Origin of the sequence: Edaphobacter sp. 4G125, from assembly GCF_014274685.1 — a bacterium.
In the GTDB taxonomy this organism is placed as follows: domain Bacteria; phylum Acidobacteriota; class Terriglobia; order Terriglobales; family Acidobacteriaceae; genus Edaphobacter.
In genome coordinates, this window is record NZ_CP060393.1 from 1535724 (window position 1) to 1552414 (window position 16691).

Annotated in this window: 11 protein-coding genes; 3 read left to right on the top strand and 8 right to left on the bottom strand. The window is 57.0% G+C overall.

Annotated features, from left to right (window positions below; translation table 11 throughout):
* Positions 1–130: 130 nt before the first annotated feature.
* The 5 genes from H7846_RS06320 to H7846_RS06340 all read right to left on the bottom strand — a co-directional run bounded on the left by H7846_RS06320 (position 131) and on the right by H7846_RS06340 (position 9762).
* Positions 131–2623 carry a 2-oxoglutarate dehydrogenase E1 component gene (locus tag H7846_RS06320; RefSeq protein ID WP_186695640.1) on the bottom strand — a complete coding sequence of 831 codons (2493 nt, stop codon included), beginning with the start codon at positions 2621–2623 and terminating at the stop codon, positions 131–133.
* Between the two features lie 132 nt (positions 2624–2755).
* Positions 2756–4270 carry a UxaA family hydrolase gene (locus H7846_RS06325; protein WP_255460883.1) on the bottom strand — a complete coding sequence of 505 codons (1515 nt, stop codon included), beginning with the start codon at positions 4268–4270 and terminating at the stop codon, positions 2756–2758.
* Positions 4271–4379: 109 nt separating this feature from the next.
* Positions 4380–5318: a polyprenyl synthetase family protein gene (locus tag H7846_RS06330; RefSeq protein WP_186695641.1), complete on the bottom strand. Its 939-nt coding sequence runs from the start codon at positions 5316–5318 to the stop codon at positions 4380–4382.
* An 18-nt stretch (positions 5319–5336) separates the two neighbouring features.
* Positions 5337–7037: a hypothetical protein gene (locus H7846_RS06335; RefSeq protein WP_186695642.1), complete on the bottom strand. Its 1701-nt coding sequence runs from the start codon at positions 7035–7037 to the stop codon at positions 5337–5339.
* A gap of 40 nt (positions 7038–7077) precedes the next feature.
* Positions 7078–9762, bottom strand: coding sequence for a penicillin acylase family protein (locus H7846_RS06340; RefSeq protein ID WP_186695643.1), 2685 nt, complete (start codon positions 9760–9762; stop codon positions 7078–7080).
* A 128-nt stretch (positions 9763–9890) separates the two neighbouring features.
* On the opposite strand from H7846_RS06340, the gene H7846_RS06345 reads away from it, so the two are divergent.
* Positions 9891–11495 carry a Na+/H+ antiporter gene (locus tag H7846_RS06345; protein ID WP_186695644.1) on the top strand — a complete coding sequence of 535 codons (1605 nt, stop codon included), beginning with the start codon at positions 9891–9893 and terminating at the stop codon, positions 11493–11495.
* On the opposite strand, the gene H7846_RS06350 is transcribed toward H7846_RS06345, so the two are convergent.
* The gene (locus H7846_RS06350; RefSeq protein ID WP_186695645.1) at positions 11492–12514 is read right to left on the bottom strand and encodes a CPBP family intramembrane glutamic endopeptidase; all 1023 of its coding nucleotides are present in this window, start codon (positions 12512–12514) and stop codon (positions 11492–11494) included. The genes H7846_RS06345 and H7846_RS06350 overlap by 4 nt on opposite strands.
* A gap of 253 nt (positions 12515–12767) precedes the next feature.
* Here H7846_RS06350 and H7846_RS06355 point away from each other — a divergent pair, with 253 nt between their 5' ends.
* On the top strand, positions 12768–13760 hold the full coding sequence (locus H7846_RS06355; RefSeq protein ID WP_186695646.1) for a DHH family phosphoesterase: 993 nt from the start codon (positions 12768–12770) through the stop codon (positions 13758–13760).
* 49 nt (positions 13761–13809) lie between these two features.
* Positions 13810–13968 carry a hypothetical protein gene (locus H7846_RS06360; protein ID WP_186695647.1) on the top strand — a complete coding sequence of 53 codons (159 nt, stop codon included), beginning with the start codon at positions 13810–13812 and terminating at the stop codon, positions 13966–13968.
* Between the two features lie 75 nt (positions 13969–14043).
* On the opposite strand, the gene rseP is transcribed toward H7846_RS06360, so the two are convergent.
* Both rseP and H7846_RS06370 read right to left on the bottom strand, forming a co-directional pair.
* The gene (rseP, locus tag H7846_RS06365; RefSeq protein WP_186695648.1) at positions 14044–15390 is read right to left on the bottom strand and encodes an RIP metalloprotease RseP; all 1347 of its coding nucleotides are present in this window, start codon (positions 15388–15390) and stop codon (positions 14044–14046) included.
* A 36-nt stretch (positions 15391–15426) separates the two neighbouring features.
* Positions 15427–16617 carry a 1-deoxy-D-xylulose-5-phosphate reductoisomerase gene (locus H7846_RS06370; protein ID WP_186695649.1) on the bottom strand — a complete coding sequence of 397 codons (1191 nt, stop codon included), beginning with the start codon at positions 16615–16617 and terminating at the stop codon, positions 15427–15429.
* Between the last annotated feature and the right edge of the window lie 74 nt (positions 16618–16691).

Here is a 16691-nt window from a genome sequence, read left to right on the forward strand (position 1 = left end):
AACAAAGGCCCATCCTCAGGATGGGCCTTTGCTTTGCATGAATATTGATCAAGAGAGCTGAGGTCCGAAGCTAAATCTTTTCTTCCAAAGACTTTAGAGCTAAATGAGGGGGAGGGGGCTCCCCTCATCTTTATCGGTCTCCCGCAAACCCTAAGGCCATATCGACCAGGGTCTTCTCCTCAATATCGTGTGCTTTGGCTGAACCGGTCGCCGGAGTAGCGCTGGCGCTTCGCTTCACGCTCAGCACTGCACGATCGCGGGCCACGCGACGAAGCAGAGGCATCACGTAGGTGTAAGCGCCCATGTTTGCCGGCTCTTCCTGCACCCAGACGATCTCCTCGGCATTCGGATACTGATCGAGTGCGGCAAGCATCTCCTCTTCCGGCCAGGGATAAAGCTGTTCCAGGAAGATGATGCCGACGCTCTTGTCCTTACGCTTCTCGCGCTCGACACGCAGGTTGTGCCCGATCTTGCCGCTGCACACCAGCAGCCGCCGCGGATTCTGTGCCTCATGATCTGGAAGTACATTCAGGAAGCGGTCTTGCGCAAACGCCGCAATCGGAGACGCTGCATCCGGGTGGCGCAACATGCTCTTCGGGGTAAAGACGACCAACGGCTTGCGCCACGGACGCATTACTTGACGCCGCAGCAGATGGAAGTGCTGGGCCGCAGTCGAGGGTTGACAGATCTGCATGTTGTCGTTGGCTGCAAGCTGCAGATAACGCTCGATGCGGGCGCTGGAGTGTTCTGGTCCCTGTCCCTCGTAGCCATGTGGAAGCAGCATAACGACACCAGAGAGCAGGCCCCACTTCGCTTCACTGGCTGCGATGAACTGATCGATGATGATCTGCGCTCCGTTGGCAAAATCGCCAAACTGAGCCTCCCAAAGTACCAGCGCCTCGGGATAGTCGCGAGCGAATCCATACTCGAAGCCAAGCACTGCGGCTTCAGAGAGAAGCGAGTTGTAGACCTCGAACTTGCCCTGCTTGTCGCTGAGATGCGAAAGCGGAGAGTAGCGAACTTCGGTCTCTGTATCCACGAGAACTGAGTGACGCTGATTGAAGGTTCCGCGCTGCGAGTCCTGACCCGTCAGACGAACCAGCGTTCCATCCTCAAGCAACGAAGCATAAGCGACCAGCTCGGCCATACCGTAGTCGAACGGTTTCGCTCCGGAACCCATCTCCTGGCGCTGTTCGAAGAGCTTCTTCACCTTGGGATGGATATGGAAATCCTTCGGAACTGTAGTGAGCTTCGTCACCAACTCGTGGACGCGCTCAGCAGAGATTCCGGTGTTCACCTCGTAAGCCGGATCGTACTCGCCGCCCTTGTACTTGTCCCAGTACGAGGGAAGGGTGGCCATGTGAGGAATCTGATCCGCCTGGGTTGCTACCTTCTGCTGATCGAGATACTCCTGCTGGATCGCCTCAGCTTCCTTCGTTGGATTTACACCGATCTTTTCTGCGTAGATCTGATAGAGCGGCTTGTGGTCCTTGATGATGGCGTAGCGCCGGGGCTGCGTGACAGTCGGATCGTCGACTTCGCTGTGACCATGACGGCGATAGCCAATCAGATCGATGACGACTCCCGAGCCGAAGCGCTGACGGTATTCGGTCACGATGGTCGCAACACGAACGACTGCATCCGGATCTTCAGCATTGACATGGATGATGGGCATCGGCAGGCGCTTGGCGATGTCGGTCGAGAAGCGCGAGGAGTTCGATTCCTCAGGGTTTGCCGTGAAGCCCAGAAGGTTGTTGACGATAACGTGGATGACTCCGCCCACGCTGTAGCCCGGCAGCGTCTCCATGTTGAGAGTCTCGGCCAGAATGCCCTGTCCGGAGAACGCTGCGTCGCCATGGATCAGGATGGGAAGCACCTGCTTTTTGCCTCCCTCGCCGATACGCTCCTGGCGCGCGCGGGTGCGACCAATCAGTACGGGATCGATCGCTTCAAGATGGCTCGGATTCGAGGCCAAGTGAAGGCTGATGATCTTACCGCTCGGCGAGGTGTAGTCGCCGGTCGCGCCGAGATGGTATTTCACATCGCCACCGCCCAGAGTGCTGCGCGGATCGACGTCTTCAAACTTGGTGAAGATCTCCGATGCAGGCCGGCCGATGGTGTTCGTCATCACGTTGAGGCGGCCGCGATGGTTCATTGCAATCATCGCCTTCGTGACGCCCTGTGTGGAGCCGGTCTCGAGAATCTGATCGAGGAAGGGAATCAGCGCGGTGATCCCTTCGAGAGAGAAACGTTTGGTGCCGAGATATCGCGACTGGATGACCTGTTCGAACAGGTCAGCGTGGATCAGTTGTGTGAGGATCTTTGCCTGGTTCGGTTTGGAAGAAGTTTTTTCAAACTGCGACTGGAGCCACTGTCTCTGCTCCAGGTTGGCAATGTGCATGAACTCGACTGCGATTGTTCCACAGTAGTAGCGGCGGGCTTCCGCGGCGAGTTCTCCCTCAGGAACAGTAACGGGAAATGGTTCTGGGGGAAGGTATTGTCCGAGTGGGTCCAGCGAGGCCTGCAGGTACCCCCATCGGCGAAAGCTGTCGAACACGGATTCGCGTTCTTGTTGATTTGGTGTGGCGGGTGCTTGAGTCAACGCCTCTGCCTTGGTGGCCATTGCTTCCTCGATCTCTCTTGTCAGTCGCGGCTCGACTCCAGCTTCTCCTGCGCCGGAGACGGCTCTGCTTCTATGCTAGTCCTTTCACAGAACGACTGCACACGGATTCCTGCAACTTCTGTTGATGCAGGTCTATAAAGTGGCACTTTGAAGCCACGGCTGGAACTCTTCTTCGCCGAATCCGTGGAGTTCGCTGCGGGTTAATTTGCCAGAAGCAATTGCAAGAATCTCCTTGAAGATTGCGGCTCCTGACTGCTCTACCGTCTCCTCACCATCGATGATGGAACCGCAGTTGAGATCCATGTCGTCCGACATTCGACGAAACAGTGCGGTATTCGAAGCAAGCTTGATTGAAGGGGTTGGCTTGCAGCCGAATACCGAACCTCGTCCAGTGGTAAAGCAGATCAGGTTGGCCCCGCCGGCAACTTGACCAGTCGCAGAGACTGGATCGAAGCCGGGCGAGTCCATGAAGACAAGGCCACGCTGTCGTACCTGCTCTGCGTAGAGATAGACCGCATTCAGATTCGTTGTTCCGCCCTTAGAGACGGCGCCAAGAGACTTCTCAAGGATGGTGGTCAAGCCGCCAGCCTTGTTGCCGGGCTGAGGATTGTTGTCGATCGAGCCTTTGTGCCGCGCGGTGTACTCCTCCCACCAGTGGATGCGCTCGATCAGGCGATGTGCGATCTCAGGATGTGCGGCGCGGCGGGTGAGCAGGTGTTCGGCTCCGTAGATCTCCGGCGTCTCCGAGAGAATGGCAGTTCCCCCGGCACGCACCAGGCGATCCACCGCGACTCCCAGCGCGGGATTGGCGCTGATTCCCGAGTACGCATCTGATCCACCGCATTGCAGACCAATCACCAGGTGCGAGGCTGGAACTGAGGAGCGTGTAACCGCGTTGGCCTGTTGAAGCATCTCGTAGATTTTTGCGATTCCACTCTTGATCGTTGCGGTTGTTCCGCCTTCTTCCTGAATCGCCAGAGCAGCGACCGTGCCGGGTTGGCCGATGAGTGGAACCAGGTGATCGATCTGATTTGTCTCGCAACCCAGTCCAAGCAGAAGGACCGAGGCGAAGTTTGGATGAGTTGCGTATCCGGAAAAGACGCGGCGCAGGAGATTGGCAGGCTCGCCGTGCTCTGCCATTCCACAGCCCGTGCCGTGTGTGATCGCTACCACGCCATCAACGTTTGGGTAAGCGCTTAATATCTCGGGCGTAAAGTGTGCAGCGATGCGGCGGGCGACCGAAGCAGAACAGTTCACAGTGGTCAGGATGCCCACATAGTTTCGTGTCCCTACGCGGCCGTCTGGTCGCACGAAACCATCGAAGCTGGTTTCATGCTGGGTGAGCTGTGGTGCATCGGTGATGAAAGTATTTGTACCGATAGCGTAGTCTCGCTCGAAGTCAGCCACCGCAAGATTCTGAGTATGGATGTGTTGGCCCTTGGCAATCGGTTGAGTGGCAAAACCAATAATCTGGTCGAACTTGCGCACGGGGCTTCCAGTATCGATCGCTTGAAGAGCTAATTTGTGTCCAGCAGGGATATCGGAAAGCGCAGTGAGTTGCAACTCGGGAATGAACTCACCCGCATTCACAGGCTGGAGGGCCACTGCAACATCATCATGTTTCCCGAGCTTGAGGACGTGAGCCACTATCGATAGGTTCTCTTCAGCGGATATATGCGCGAAGAGTGGTATGACCAAATTTACTCTGAACTGGTCGTTTCTCCTAATGGCCTCTGTGGGGTGAGTTGCGAGAGAGCTAATGTTTGCGCTCAACCAGATAGCTGGCGAGGGCTTTTAGAGGGTTGGCTGCCTGACCGAAGGGCTCGAGAGCAGCAAAGGCGTCCGCAATCAGCTCTTCCGCATCTTTGATGGACTGTTCGATCCCGAAGACGGCGGGCCATGTTGCCTTGATACTGGCGGTGTCCTTTCCTGCGGTCTTGCCAAGCTCTTCAGAGCTCTGGGTCATATCGAGGACGTCGTCGACAATCTGGAAAGCCAGCCCAGCCTTCTCTCCGAAGGTACGAAGCCGTCCGATGGTATCGGCGTGAAAGTCATGATCGATATGGGCGAGGCCGAGGATGCCGCCGGAAACGATCGAGGTGGTGATGAGAGCTCCCGTCTTGGCACGATGGATCGATTCGACGAGTTCGGCGGTAGGCTGTTTTCCTTCAGATTCGATATCGACAACCTGGCCACCGATCATGCCGGGAGGAAGTGGACTGTTTGTCCCTACACCAGTCCCGATGGCCAGGGAGACTTCGCGCAGGACAGAGACGGTGGTGGCGGGCGGAGTGGGGAGCTGTGCAAGGGTCTGGAAGGCAAGCGTCTGGAGCGCGTCTCCAGCGAGGATGGCGATGGCTTCTCCAAAGACGACGTGGCAGGTAGGCTGCCCGCGACGGAGATCGTCATTATCGAGTGCGGGCAGGTCGTCGTGAATAAGGGAGTAGGTATGGATCATCTCCAAGGCCGCACCAAGATCAGCGGAGCCATCGGGAATCTCTCCAGTCTGCGAGGTCATGCGGGCAGCCTCCATTGCAAGGATGGGACGCAGGCGCTTACCACCGGCAAAGACAGAGTGGCGCATGGCGCGATGAATGGAGTGAGGCAGGGTATTGGGGGAAGGCAGCAGGCGTTCCAAGGCAGCGTCTGTAAGTTCAGCGCCAGCGCGAAGTAGATCTTGTACAGAGGGATTCATCTGAACTCTGATGATAAATCAGATGACCGGGCTATTTTGCGATGCGGCGGTGTGCTGCCTTCTGCGAAAGAGCAGAATAAGCGCGGCGAGAGAAAGACCAGAGAAGAGGTTGCCGAGCCACTGATCGGGAAGAGTCGCATAGGTGATCTCGATACGCGATGGACCGGCAGGAAGCGGAATGGCGATCAAACCGTCTTTGCGGTGCAGAAGAGTGGTGATAACGGTTCCGTTTCGGGTGATACGCCAAGCGGGATAGTTGCGCAGATTGAGGATAAGGGCCGCAGGGGTCGTTGGGGAGAGTTCGAGGCTATGTGGAGCCGGTGCCGGAGTTGCGGAATCAGGCGCGGAGGCACTTGGGGATGGTGCTAACCAGTATCCGGGGTTTCCCTGGTTAAGGGAGTCGTTGTCGGCGGTGGTAGGAGTGTACTCGTCGGTAGGGTCAGTCCCAGGATTCGAGGAACGGAAGATGGCGAGACGTTCGGGGATTGTGTCTTCGGGGTAGCAGTACTGATGGAAGAAGTGATAGCTGGGCAGAGCCAGGAGGATCGCAGAGAGTATGACGCACAGACTTGCGCGGCGCGGGATTCTGGGGAGAGCTGTGGCGACGGTGAATCCGAAGATGCATGCAAGTACAGCCAATAGCCGCCATGGGAACTGGAGGAAGCGCAGCTCCGGAAGATATCTCCAAAGCGGAATGGACCACGGGGTCAGCATGAAAGAAATGACGAGGGCCAGGAGGAGAAAAGTAAAGCGGAGACGGCGTAGAGAGGAACTATTGGGCGACTTCGTCGAAACCCTATAACTCCAGAGGAACGCGAGAGCAGTAAGAGCAATAAGAACGACGGCGACGATGGATGCCGTGAAGAGAACCTTATCGTGCTCAGGATCGGCGGTGTGTTGAAAGAGGAAGTTGTCCCAGGGGCGTAGACCGGGAAGGATGGCAAAGTTGATCTGGACGAAGCGTCGCTCCCAGGCGGCAGGGATCAGGTAGAAGGAAGCGAGGCCAAGACCGAGAAGCGCGCCAAGCGCTGAGTTCAGAGCAAGCGATCCAGGTGGGGAGGAGCTCTCGTTGCAGTTCTCGCTTATGGTGCTCTTGCCTACTGGGGTAACGGCCATAAGGATACGAATGAAGATGAGGAGAGCCATTGCATAGCTGCCCATGACGGCGGCGGGAGCGTTGGTGAGCCAAAGCAAGGCGACGGGGATGGCTACTCCTGGGATGGTGACTCGTTTTTTGAGGACAGCATAAAGCGCGAGAGGCATCCAGGCGGCGGCGAGGAGTTCGGCGTAAGCGGAGCGTTCGAAGGCTGTGTAGAGAGTGTAGGGATTTGTGAGATAGATTGTGGCAGCGATGAGTGCAGCATTGGGAGAGACGAAGCTGCGTGCTGTGTAGTAGAGCGTCAATCCGGCTCCGGTAAGAGCGAGCCAGGTATAAGCGATTGGTGTCCATGTCCAGGGCAGGATCAGGCCAAGGAGAGATCCAATCCACCAGGAGAGCGGAGGATAGAAGACAAAGCGCGGTTCTCCTGCATTCCAGGCAGGAGTCGCAGCCCAGTGGGGGAAGAAGTTTCCGTGGGCGAACTGATGTGCCGCTTCGAACCAGTTAATGATGTGGAAGTCGAAATCGTGGCCGCAGGAGCAGCCATGAACGAGGAGCGGAGCGATAGCGATGAGCGCGGCCAGAGGAAGAAACAGGAGTGGCCGACGATCATCGAGCATAGAAAACAGGGTACTAGGAGCCAGCGAATAGGGGCTAGGACTAATTGGGCTTCAGGATCAGCGAGTGTTTTGTCGCTGCGTTGACGGCGGGAGTGGTGAAGGGCATCGGAAAGGTGGTGCCGTTGTACCATGCTGGCCATTGGTCAAGGAACCAGGGGCTAGCAGGATTGCCGGATTCTCCAAGCACGAGATTCAGAGTCGAGCGGTCGAGATCGGAGAGGTCTGCGGTAAAGCGCTCAGACGGACCGAAGGCTCGCCCGACTTGTTTGATAGTGCTGCCATCGCCACTCTGTGGTTTGACCCCGGTTCCAGTGGGCATATCGATGAGGGCGTGAAAAATGGCCGAACGTGAATAGATGGGGTGCTCGATGTCGACAGGAGACGCTTGCCCTTGTTTCCAATGCGAGAGATCGCTGGGTGCCTGGGCGTCGGTGAGGCCACGGCTGACGGCAGCGGTGAGAAGTTCGTTCCAGTTAGTAAATCCGGGTGGCAGCCAGCGATCGGGCGTATGCATGATGATTTGTTCGGCCGCGTAGCTCTTTTCCCCCCAGGAGTAAAGCTTCCAGAGCGGAACCATATTGCCCTTCGTATCAGGATGAAGTCCGGCGCCGACACGAGGCTCGAGGATCAGCTGCCAGAGAGCTTCGCGGGCAGCGTTCACGATGGGAGGTGCGGAGGAGTTGGCATCGACCTGCCCGTTCCAGTTCCGAAGAATATCGGCGGCCTGGTGGAGTCGCTTATCTTTTGTGGCGGAGTGATCGATGGAGTAAGCGAGGCGCTGCGCGATGTTGCGATCGAGATCAGAGTAGATATCTGTCTGGAGGGAGAGCATGTCTGCGGCGGTGAGGTGGTCGCGGCCGAGAAGCACCTTCCAGATGCGTTCGTTGCGATAGGGAGCAGCCCAGTTGAGGGTAAGGGTATAGGGGTAGCTGTCGGAGGTGACTCTAGAGTTTGCTGTTGCCAGAACACCGTTCTGTGGGTCGAAAGACTGCGGAAGCTGGACGAAGGGAATGTATCCGATCCAGTCGTAGTGACCGGTTACGGTGTCGACGGGAATAGGGCTCAACGGGCTGCCGGGTGGAGGCGTAGGCGCAGGTTGGTCAGAGTTTTGCTCCGGGGGATTTTTTGCTGATATAGCCGGAACAGGGGCAGGTGAATTAGGAGCCAGAGGATTGCCACGTAGAGGGATTGCGCCGACGGCGTGGTAACCGATGTGTCCCTGATCGTCGGCATAGACGACGTTTTGTGCAGGGCCGCCGAAGTGTGAGAAGGCTTCGAGGAAACTAGGCCAGTCGCTCGCTGCGTTGATGTGGAGGAAAGGAGCGGCAAGTGCCGTGGGATCGTAGATGACCCAGCGAAGTGCCAACGTCCTCTTTTCAGAAGGGAGAAGTGGAGAGATGACCGGAGTTGGAATGCCACCGTGAAGAGTGGAGGCGACATCGAGTGTGACGTCGGCTTTGCCACGGATGTGGATGATCTCGGTTTGATGGAGGACAGGGTGCCAGGTCCCATCGGCGGACTGGAACTCCTCAGAGGGACTGGACCCGCGAAGGTGTTCGATGAAGATGTCCTGAACATCGGCGCCGAGGTTAGTAAATCCCCAAGCGATGTGATCGTTATGTCCGACGACGATAAAGGGGAAACCGGGAAGAGATACGCCTGCGACGTGGAAGTTGCCGAAGGGTGCGGGTGCGGAGAGATCTGCCTGATACCAGACTCCCGGAACGCTGTGGGCCAGGTGCATATCGTTAGAGAGCAGAGGCTTGCCGGTGGTTGTGCGGGTGCCGGAGACGACCCAGTTATTGGAGCCCGAGAAGCAAGACTCGCAGACAGGTCCAAGAGCGCGGGCGAGGGCGAGGATATCGCCAAGCGATGCTGTGGGGATATTCGGCGATGTGAGCTTTGATTGCGACTCGTCCAACGGAATGTCAGGGAGTTCCTGTGGCGCGGTCAGGTCAACGATGGGTTGTTCGGGCGGATGGTCTCGCCATGAGCCGACGGGATAGAGATCATTAACGAGTTCGGCCGGCAGGCGGGAGGCGATAGCCTCGCGGCTGAGTTTGGTGGGGAAGCTGTTCGTGAGGTCTTGAAACATGACCAGGCCGATAAGGATGGAATCGCGAGGTGTCCAGGGGGTGGGCTTGTAGCGAAGGACGCGGAACTCCAAAGGGAGATGATCGCGTTGGACGGCAATGGATGCATTGACTCCTCGGGCATAGGCTTCGAGGTAGTGAAGCTGTTCTGCTGGGAGGGAAGAGATCGCCCGATCAGCGGTGGCTCGGAGCTGGAGGATGCGCTGGATGCGATCGTGATCGAGAAGACTCGGTCCCATGATCTGTGCCAGCTCGCCGGCGGCGTGGCGACGCAGGAGATCCATCTGGAAGAGACGATCTCCTGCGGTGACAAAACCCTGCGCGAAAACCAGATCGTCGAGAGATGTGGCGCGGATATAAGGGACGCCATGCGCATCGCGCTGAACCGTAACGGGAGCCGAGATCCCGGAAAGGACGAAAGTGCCATCGGTCTGCGGCAGCGAGGAAACCAGGATGTGATGCACATAACTACGCACAGCGAAGAAAGCCGTAAGTCCGACGATGAGAAGAATGGATATGGAGATGGTCAGGAACCGCGGAAGACGGCTGGGACGATGAACAAGGGGCTGGCTATCGCTGCGCCTGCGGCGGGGGACCAGGGTGGGCTCTGCGTTGGGTTCGGAGAAGCTCATTTCGCTATGCAAAAGTCTAAATGCTGGCTCGAGATCTTTTGTGACAGGACGAGGGCCACGAGACACGAGTACTCCAATTTTGATTTACTGAATCTGTAGAAACCCATGGGAGCAAGGAGGAGGTTCATTTGGAATCAGCGGCCAGTCTCCATGCGATCGAGAGAATGGTATTGCTGCTGCTGGTGCTGGTGGCAGCATTTGCAGTAATCGCTCATCGTTTGAAGGTGCCCTATCCCATTGTTCTGGTATTGGCAGGGTTGGGACTAACTTTTCTGCCCCACATGCCGCATATTCCACTGGATCCGAATCTGGTGTTCGTGATCTTTCTTCCGCCGTTGCTGTACTCTGCGGCATGGACGGTCTCGTGGAGAGACTTCCGGCGAAACCTACTGATCATCTCTTCGCTTGCCATTGGTCTGGTGGGTTTCACGGTCTGGGGCGTGGCGGAGTTCTCCGATCGCTTTATTACAGCACTGAACTGGAAGTCTGGTTTTTTGCTGGGAGCTGTGCTGGCTACGACGGATGCCATAGCAGCGACTTCGGTGGCGAAAGCGCTGGGTCTTCCGCGTCGCATCGTCGATATCCTTGAGGGCGAAAGCCTGCTGAACGATGCTACAGGCCTGTTGGCACTTGAGTTTGGCTTACGTCTGCTGGAACGAGGTGATCTGCCCACCTTGGGTGCAGGAACGGCTCGCCTGGTTTACCTGATCGTCGGCGGTCTCGGGATTGGCTTGCTGATGGGCGTTATCATTGCGGAGTTCGAAAAATTTGTCGATAACGGCCCGGTGGAACTAGTCCTAAGTCTAATTGTTCCGTATGCAGCCTACCTGGCGGGTGAAGAGGCGAAGGCATCAGGAGTGCTCGCAGTGGTCGCGTGTGGGCTCTATATGAGTCGACAAAGCGCGCGTGTCTTTTCGCCAAACGTACGGATTCAAATTGTCGGAGCCTGGGAGGCGATGACATTCATGTTGAATGGCATTGTCTTTCTGCTGATCGGCCTGCAGATGCCCTATGTATTGGCGGGCATTCGCGGCGACCACAATTTCATGATGCTACTGAAGTATGGAGCGATCTTCAGCGTAACCTTGATTGCGCTTCGTATGATCTGGGTTGCTCCGGCTGTGTGGTTGACAAACTTTGTGAATTGGATAAAGGACCGCAAAGAACACATCACTCAGCGAGAGACCTTCGTGATTGGGTGGACGGGAATGCGAGGCGTTATCGCTCTCGCCGCAGCATATTCGGTCCCGGAGACGATCAATGGCGTGGAGTTCGAGCAGAGAAACCTGATCATCTTCCTGACCTTCTGCGTGATTTTGGTCACATTGGTACTCCAGGGACTAACGTTGCCTCGAGTGATTCGTACGCTTGGGCTTGCGGGCGAGACGGGCATGGAACCGGAGGAGCGTGAGGCGCGAACCCTTGCTTTGAAAGAAGCTCTTAACTTTCTCGAGAAAAATCGCCAAGGGAAGAGCGATTCGCTGATGCATGCATACGATGATCTGATCGATCGTTACGAACACCGGCTGGCAGAGTTTACAGAGGATGATTCGGAGCACGGTGCAACCAAGGCGCAGATTTATCAGGAATTGGTGCGAGCCTCACGAGGCGCGTTGGAAGCAGAGCGAGCGACAATCATTCACCTGCGCGACGAAGGTGCGATCTCAGACGATGTCCTGCGGAAGTTGGAACGAAGACTTGATCTAGAAGAGAGCAAGTATCGGATCAGCTAGCCGAGAGACACTTCTTCTGTTGACGTAGGTTGGGTTGTTGGCATCAGGGAGGCGTAGCTGCTTGCGCTTCTCGGTTGGGTAAAGTGGATTGCGGCTGCCAGCAACAGCAGGGGAATGAGGCAGAGGATGCTGCCTTCCGGTCCGGTGGTTCCTCCACTGAGCAAAGGTGAGCCTATGGGGTGAGTCTCCAAGAGGCGATGTTGGAAGAGAGTCCCACTATCAGCAACGCCGTAAAGAAAAGACTGGCCGTAGTCCCATGCTGCATGTAACCCTATGGCCCACCAGAGCGATCCGGTTCGCCAGAGACTGAAGCAAAAGATGAGAGAGGCGAGCCCTGCGCAGACAAGTCCGGCGGGACTTTCGCCAGGGTTCGAGCCGTGCACCGCTCCGAACCCGAAGGAGACGAGAAAGGCGGAGATCCAGAAGCCAACGGCTTGAGGATCTGGTTTGCCTGGAAGATAGTTGGCTATTCCGGACAAGCCGCGAGCCAGGGTGTATTGCAGATAGCCGCGAAACAGATACTCCTCAAAGAAGCCAATCGCGAGGAACCCAGGGATCCAGAGCAGGGCATAACGGAAGATGGCTGATCCTGTGAGGAGACGGCGATCAATCGCAAGCAGGTTTGCTTTGAGAAGGATGAGGATTAGCAAAGAGATTGCGAGAAGGCCGAACAGTACTCCGACGAGGAAGCGGGTGGTTTTGTGAACGCCCCCCAAGCCGTAGAGGTGGACAGGGCGTTGCTCTATCCTGCTCATGATCCAGGTGACGAGAGCGATCGCGAGGAAGGAGACAGCTTCAACGATGAAGACGGGCAGGGGGCCAGGAACGCGCTCCATCGCGTGAGGCGCGACCAGGCGCGTTGCGTGAAGCAGAGAGGTCATCGCCCAGATCGATGTGAAGAAGAGCGTAACAGCGACCAACAGGCTCCAACCGGCGCGAAGGCCATGGGGTCCGAAGAGGATTGGGGAAGACTGCGGGGAGGTCGGCGTGCGAGGAGTGTCGGGAAAGGTATCTGGCAAAGGGGGGCCTCGGTGCTTTCAAAGAGCATATATGACCGGTGTGTAAAGACGCTGCAAAAAGAAAGGCAAGGATTCTTCGCTGTGTGATGCTTCGTTCAGAATGACGGAGGAAAGAGAAAATGCAGGTCATTCGACCTCTCTTCCTGCGGTCACTCCTCCCAGGAGGACACTCCGAGGGGTGAATGAGCCGAGAGCTGCGATATTCTAAAAACTTCGAACGCGATCGTCTTGCGTTCGGCATGGGAGTCACACGTTGGACTGCAAGATCTTTTATCACGACAAGTGTTTTGACGGAGCCTGCTCGGCTTCAGTCTTTACGCGATTTCATCGCGAGTGCATTAAGACAGCTTCATCGTTCTCCTATCACGGCCTGGTGCATCGGGCAGGTGCGCTGTTTGACGAGCACGAGTTTATCGACGGCGAGAATGCGATCGTCGACTTCAAGTACTCAGCTTCGAAGAAGGTGACCTGGTGGTTTGATCATCATCTGAGCGCATTTCTAACTCCTGCTGACCAGGCAGACTTTGAGCGGGGACAGGCCGATGGCTCTCAGGCGATGCGAAAGTTCTACGATCCGAAATACATTTCGTGCACCAGCTTGATTGCGCACGTAGGCGCAACGAAGTTCGGGTTCGATGTGAAGCCCCTGGAAGAGTTAATCAAATGGGCCGATATCGTGGACGGCGCAAGGTACGAGAGTGCTAAGGCTGCGGTGGAGATGGCAGCTCCTGCAATGAAGCTGACGATGGTGATCGAGAGCACGCAGGATGAATCACTCGGAAAGAAACTGATTCCGATCCTTACTGAGATGCCGCTGCAACAGGTGCTGGATCAGCCTTTCGTTCAGCAGCTGCTAGGACCGCTGATGGAAAGACACCATGCCGCCCTGAAGCTGATCGGCGAGCGCGCTTCGATGGAGCGTGGCGTGATCACCTTTGACATTACTGACCATCCGACCGAGGGATATAACAAATTTATTCCGTACTATCTTTTTCCGAATGGGACGTACAATGTGGGGCTAAGTAAGTCGAGTTTTCGGACGAAGGTGGCTGTGGGCACCAATCCTTGGACCCCGTTGCCGGCAGAGAAGCTGGTGAATCTGGCGGCGATCTGTGAGCGCTACGGTGGCGGCGGACATGCCAGGGTCGGGGCGATCAGTTTCCCTCCGGATCGGGAAGAAGATGCTCGTAAGGCGGCAGGTGAGATCGTTGCCGAATTGCGGGCAAAAGAGGTCACCGGGCAGTAAGCAACGCAAACACCGCATCGGGGCCTCAGAAAGAACGTGGAGGTATGCGATGAATCCTGTCCTGTGGGGTGGTGTCGTCGTAATCCTGCTGGTGCTTGTGGCTGCAATCACGATGGGCAAGACGAAGTGGGGCCGTTCGGAACTCGATCAGTCTTCAGCAGGACGACCTCGGAGTCATGGCCGCGTGAGCGGAGGAGATGACGACTAGTGAGTCGGTAAGAAATCAAAAGCGGTCAGCACAATATCATGCTGACCGCTTTTGATTTCTTGATATGTTGCTGTTCTATGGTTTGACCTTGTTGAAGATATCCAGCTTGGTGATGTCATTGAAGATGACCATCGCAGCGAAGACCAGGATACAGACAAAGGCGACCTGATAGACGCGCTCCTTAAGCTGCTGGTTCAGATCACGGCGCATGATGGATTCCACCGTGAGGAAGAGGATCATTCCACCGTCGAGGATCGGAATGGGAAGCAGATTGAAGATACCGAGATTAAGCGAGATATAAGCCATCAGGCCGACCAGAGGCATCCAGCCGGGCATCGATGCCGCCTGATGGATCTGTTGGCCGATTCCGATAGGGCCGGAGAGCGAGCGTACGGAGACCTGGCGGGTGAACATCCGCTTGAGGACCTCGACGATCAGCATCGAGCCTTTCTTGTTGTACTCCCACGACGCGACCATGGCCTTGCCGAAGGGGAGCCGCTCCACCTTGACGGGAGGTTGTACAGGACGGAAACCGAGGCGGTAGTCTTTGGAGCCGTCTCCAACTTCAGCAAGCTGCGGTGTGATTTCCAGGGGAACGGTGCGGCCTTCGCGAAGGACAAGCAGTGAGGCGGGCTTGCCGGCCTGGTCCTGCAGGAAGGCGAGCAGAGCTGGAACGGAGTGGAGTTGGAGACCGTCGATAGAGGCAATCTGATCGCCGGGCTTGAGGCCAGCGCGAGCGGCAGGCATGTTGGGTTCCAGAGAATCGACCTGGACCGGAACATTCTGCATCTTGGGGATGAGGCCGAGCCTGTCGAGAGAGAAGTTGTCGGCTCCCTCTTTGGCCTCGACGAAGAGCCTGGTATTCACTCGCTGCCCATCGTGTAGGTACGAGAAGGCAATGTTCTGATTGATGTTGAGCAGGGAACGGACTGCAACCTGGTCCCAACTGGGGCTTTCGATCGTATCGTAATGAACGATCAGGTCGCCGGAATGGATTCCGGTGCGCGAAGCCGGGGTGTTGACCGGGATGTAGTCGGTGAGGGCGGGGCCGGAGATGTATTCCTGCACCTCATTGTGCAACATGGAGACGCCGGTCATCAGGCCGAATGCGAGGATGAAGTTGGCGAAGGGGCCGGCAAGCGCGACCAGGATACGTTGCCATCGAGGATGGGCATTGAAGTCGCCCGGATCCGTCGGAGCTTCACCGGGGTTGTCCCCGGCCATCTTGACGTACCCGCCAAGAGGAAGAAGCGAGAGGCGATAGTCGGTATCACCGCGGCGGAAGCCAAAGAGGCGCTTTCCGAAGCCAATGGAGAAGGTTTCAACCCGGATACCGCAGAGCTTGGCGACGGCAAAATGGCCGAACTCGTGCACAAGGACCATAATGCCGAGCACGATACCGAGTTGAATGATAGTGGACATGAGAGAGTAAAGACCTCGTTCGGAGAATCGATGCGGCTACCGCAGGACGCCGGAGAACTGTTGGGAGATTACATCACGGGCACACGCTCGTGCCGCAAGATCGGCTTCGAGCACCTCCCGGATAGACGAAGGATGCCGACCTGAGGTTTGTTGCAACACCTTCTCTATTGTACGTGGGATGCCGAGGAAAGAGATGTGACCTTCAAGGAAGGCGGCTACAGCGATTTCATCGGCGGCATTCAACGCAATACATGCCTCTCCACCGGTTGCGGCGGCTTCGTAGGCGAGACGCAGGCAGGGAAACCGCTCAAGGTCCGGAGCGGAGAAGTCCAGTTGACTCAATGTGGTGAGGTCGAACTGAAGGCCGGAAGCCGGGGTCGCGTCGACACGTTCGGGATAAGCGAGCGCATAGAGGATGGGGAGACGCATATCGGTGACTGAGATCTGCGCGAGGATGCTGCCATCGATAAACTCCACCATGGAGTGGACCGTGGACTGAGGGTGGACGGAGACGCGAACCTGGGCCGGAGGAAGTGAGAAGAGGCGGCAGGCCTCGATGACCTCAAACCCTTTGTTCATCAGAGTGGCTGAGTCGATAGTGATTCGCTGACCCATGACCCAGGTGGGATGCTTGAGGGCCTGGGCGGGAGTGATGTGCTCGAAGGCTGGAGCAGGCGTGTTGCGGAAGGGACCCCCTGAAGCCGTGAGCCAGATCCGGCGCACCTCGCGGGTTTCACCACCACGCATGCATTGATGCACCGCGTTATGTTCGGAGTCGATGGGGAGCAGAGCGACGTTATGCTCTTTGGCAGCGGCCATGATGAGTTCCCCGGCGGCGACCAGGCACTCTTTATTGGCGAGGCCGATGGTCTTCCCGGCTTTTACGGCGGCGTAGGTGGCCTCGAGTCCAGCAACGCCAACGATGGCGGAAACGACAAAGTCGACCTCGGGTAGGGTAGCAACGCGAACAGTTCCGGCGGTGCCGTACACGACCTCGATGCTGGAGATTCCAGCCTCTTTGAGGCGCTGCCGGAGCTTTGCCGCGAGTTCCTCCGTGGCGATCGAAATCACTTGGGGGCGCCACTTCGTGCACTGCTCAAAGGCTGCATCGAGATTCTGACCGGCGGCCAGAGCGATGGGCCGGTAGCGATCGGGAAAGGACTCGCAGATGGAAAGTGTGGAAGTTCCGATAGAGCCGGTCGAACCGAGTATGGCGAGTTTTTTCACGATGGTTATTGTCTCAGAGGCTTCCAGTTGACGCTTTGCTGCGGTTACGGTGAGGGGCCCCCCCCCTGGTTTTT

Coding starts and splice junctions, on each gene's coding strand:
- H7846_RS06335 (WP_186695642.1), bottom strand. CDS start 7,037: ATGCTCGATGATCGTCGGCCACTCCTGTTTCTTCCTCTGGCCGCGCTC.
- H7846_RS06320 (WP_186695640.1), bottom strand. CDS start 2,623: ATGGCCACCAAGGCAGAGGCGTTGACTCAAGCACCCGCCACACCAAAT.
- H7846_RS06340 (WP_186695643.1), bottom strand. CDS start 9,762: ATGAGCTTCTCCGAACCCAACGCAGAGCCCACCCTGGTCCCCCGCCGC.
- rseP (WP_186695648.1), bottom strand. CDS start 15,390: ATGTCCACTATCATTCAACTCGGTATCGTGCTCGGCATTATGGTCCTT.
- H7846_RS06330 (WP_186695641.1), bottom strand. CDS start 5,318: ATGAATCCCTCTGTACAAGATCTACTTCGCGCTGGCGCTGAACTTACA.
- H7846_RS06360 (WP_186695647.1), top strand. CDS start 13,810: ATGAATCCTGTCCTGTGGGGTGGTGTCGTCGTAATCCTGCTGGTGCTT.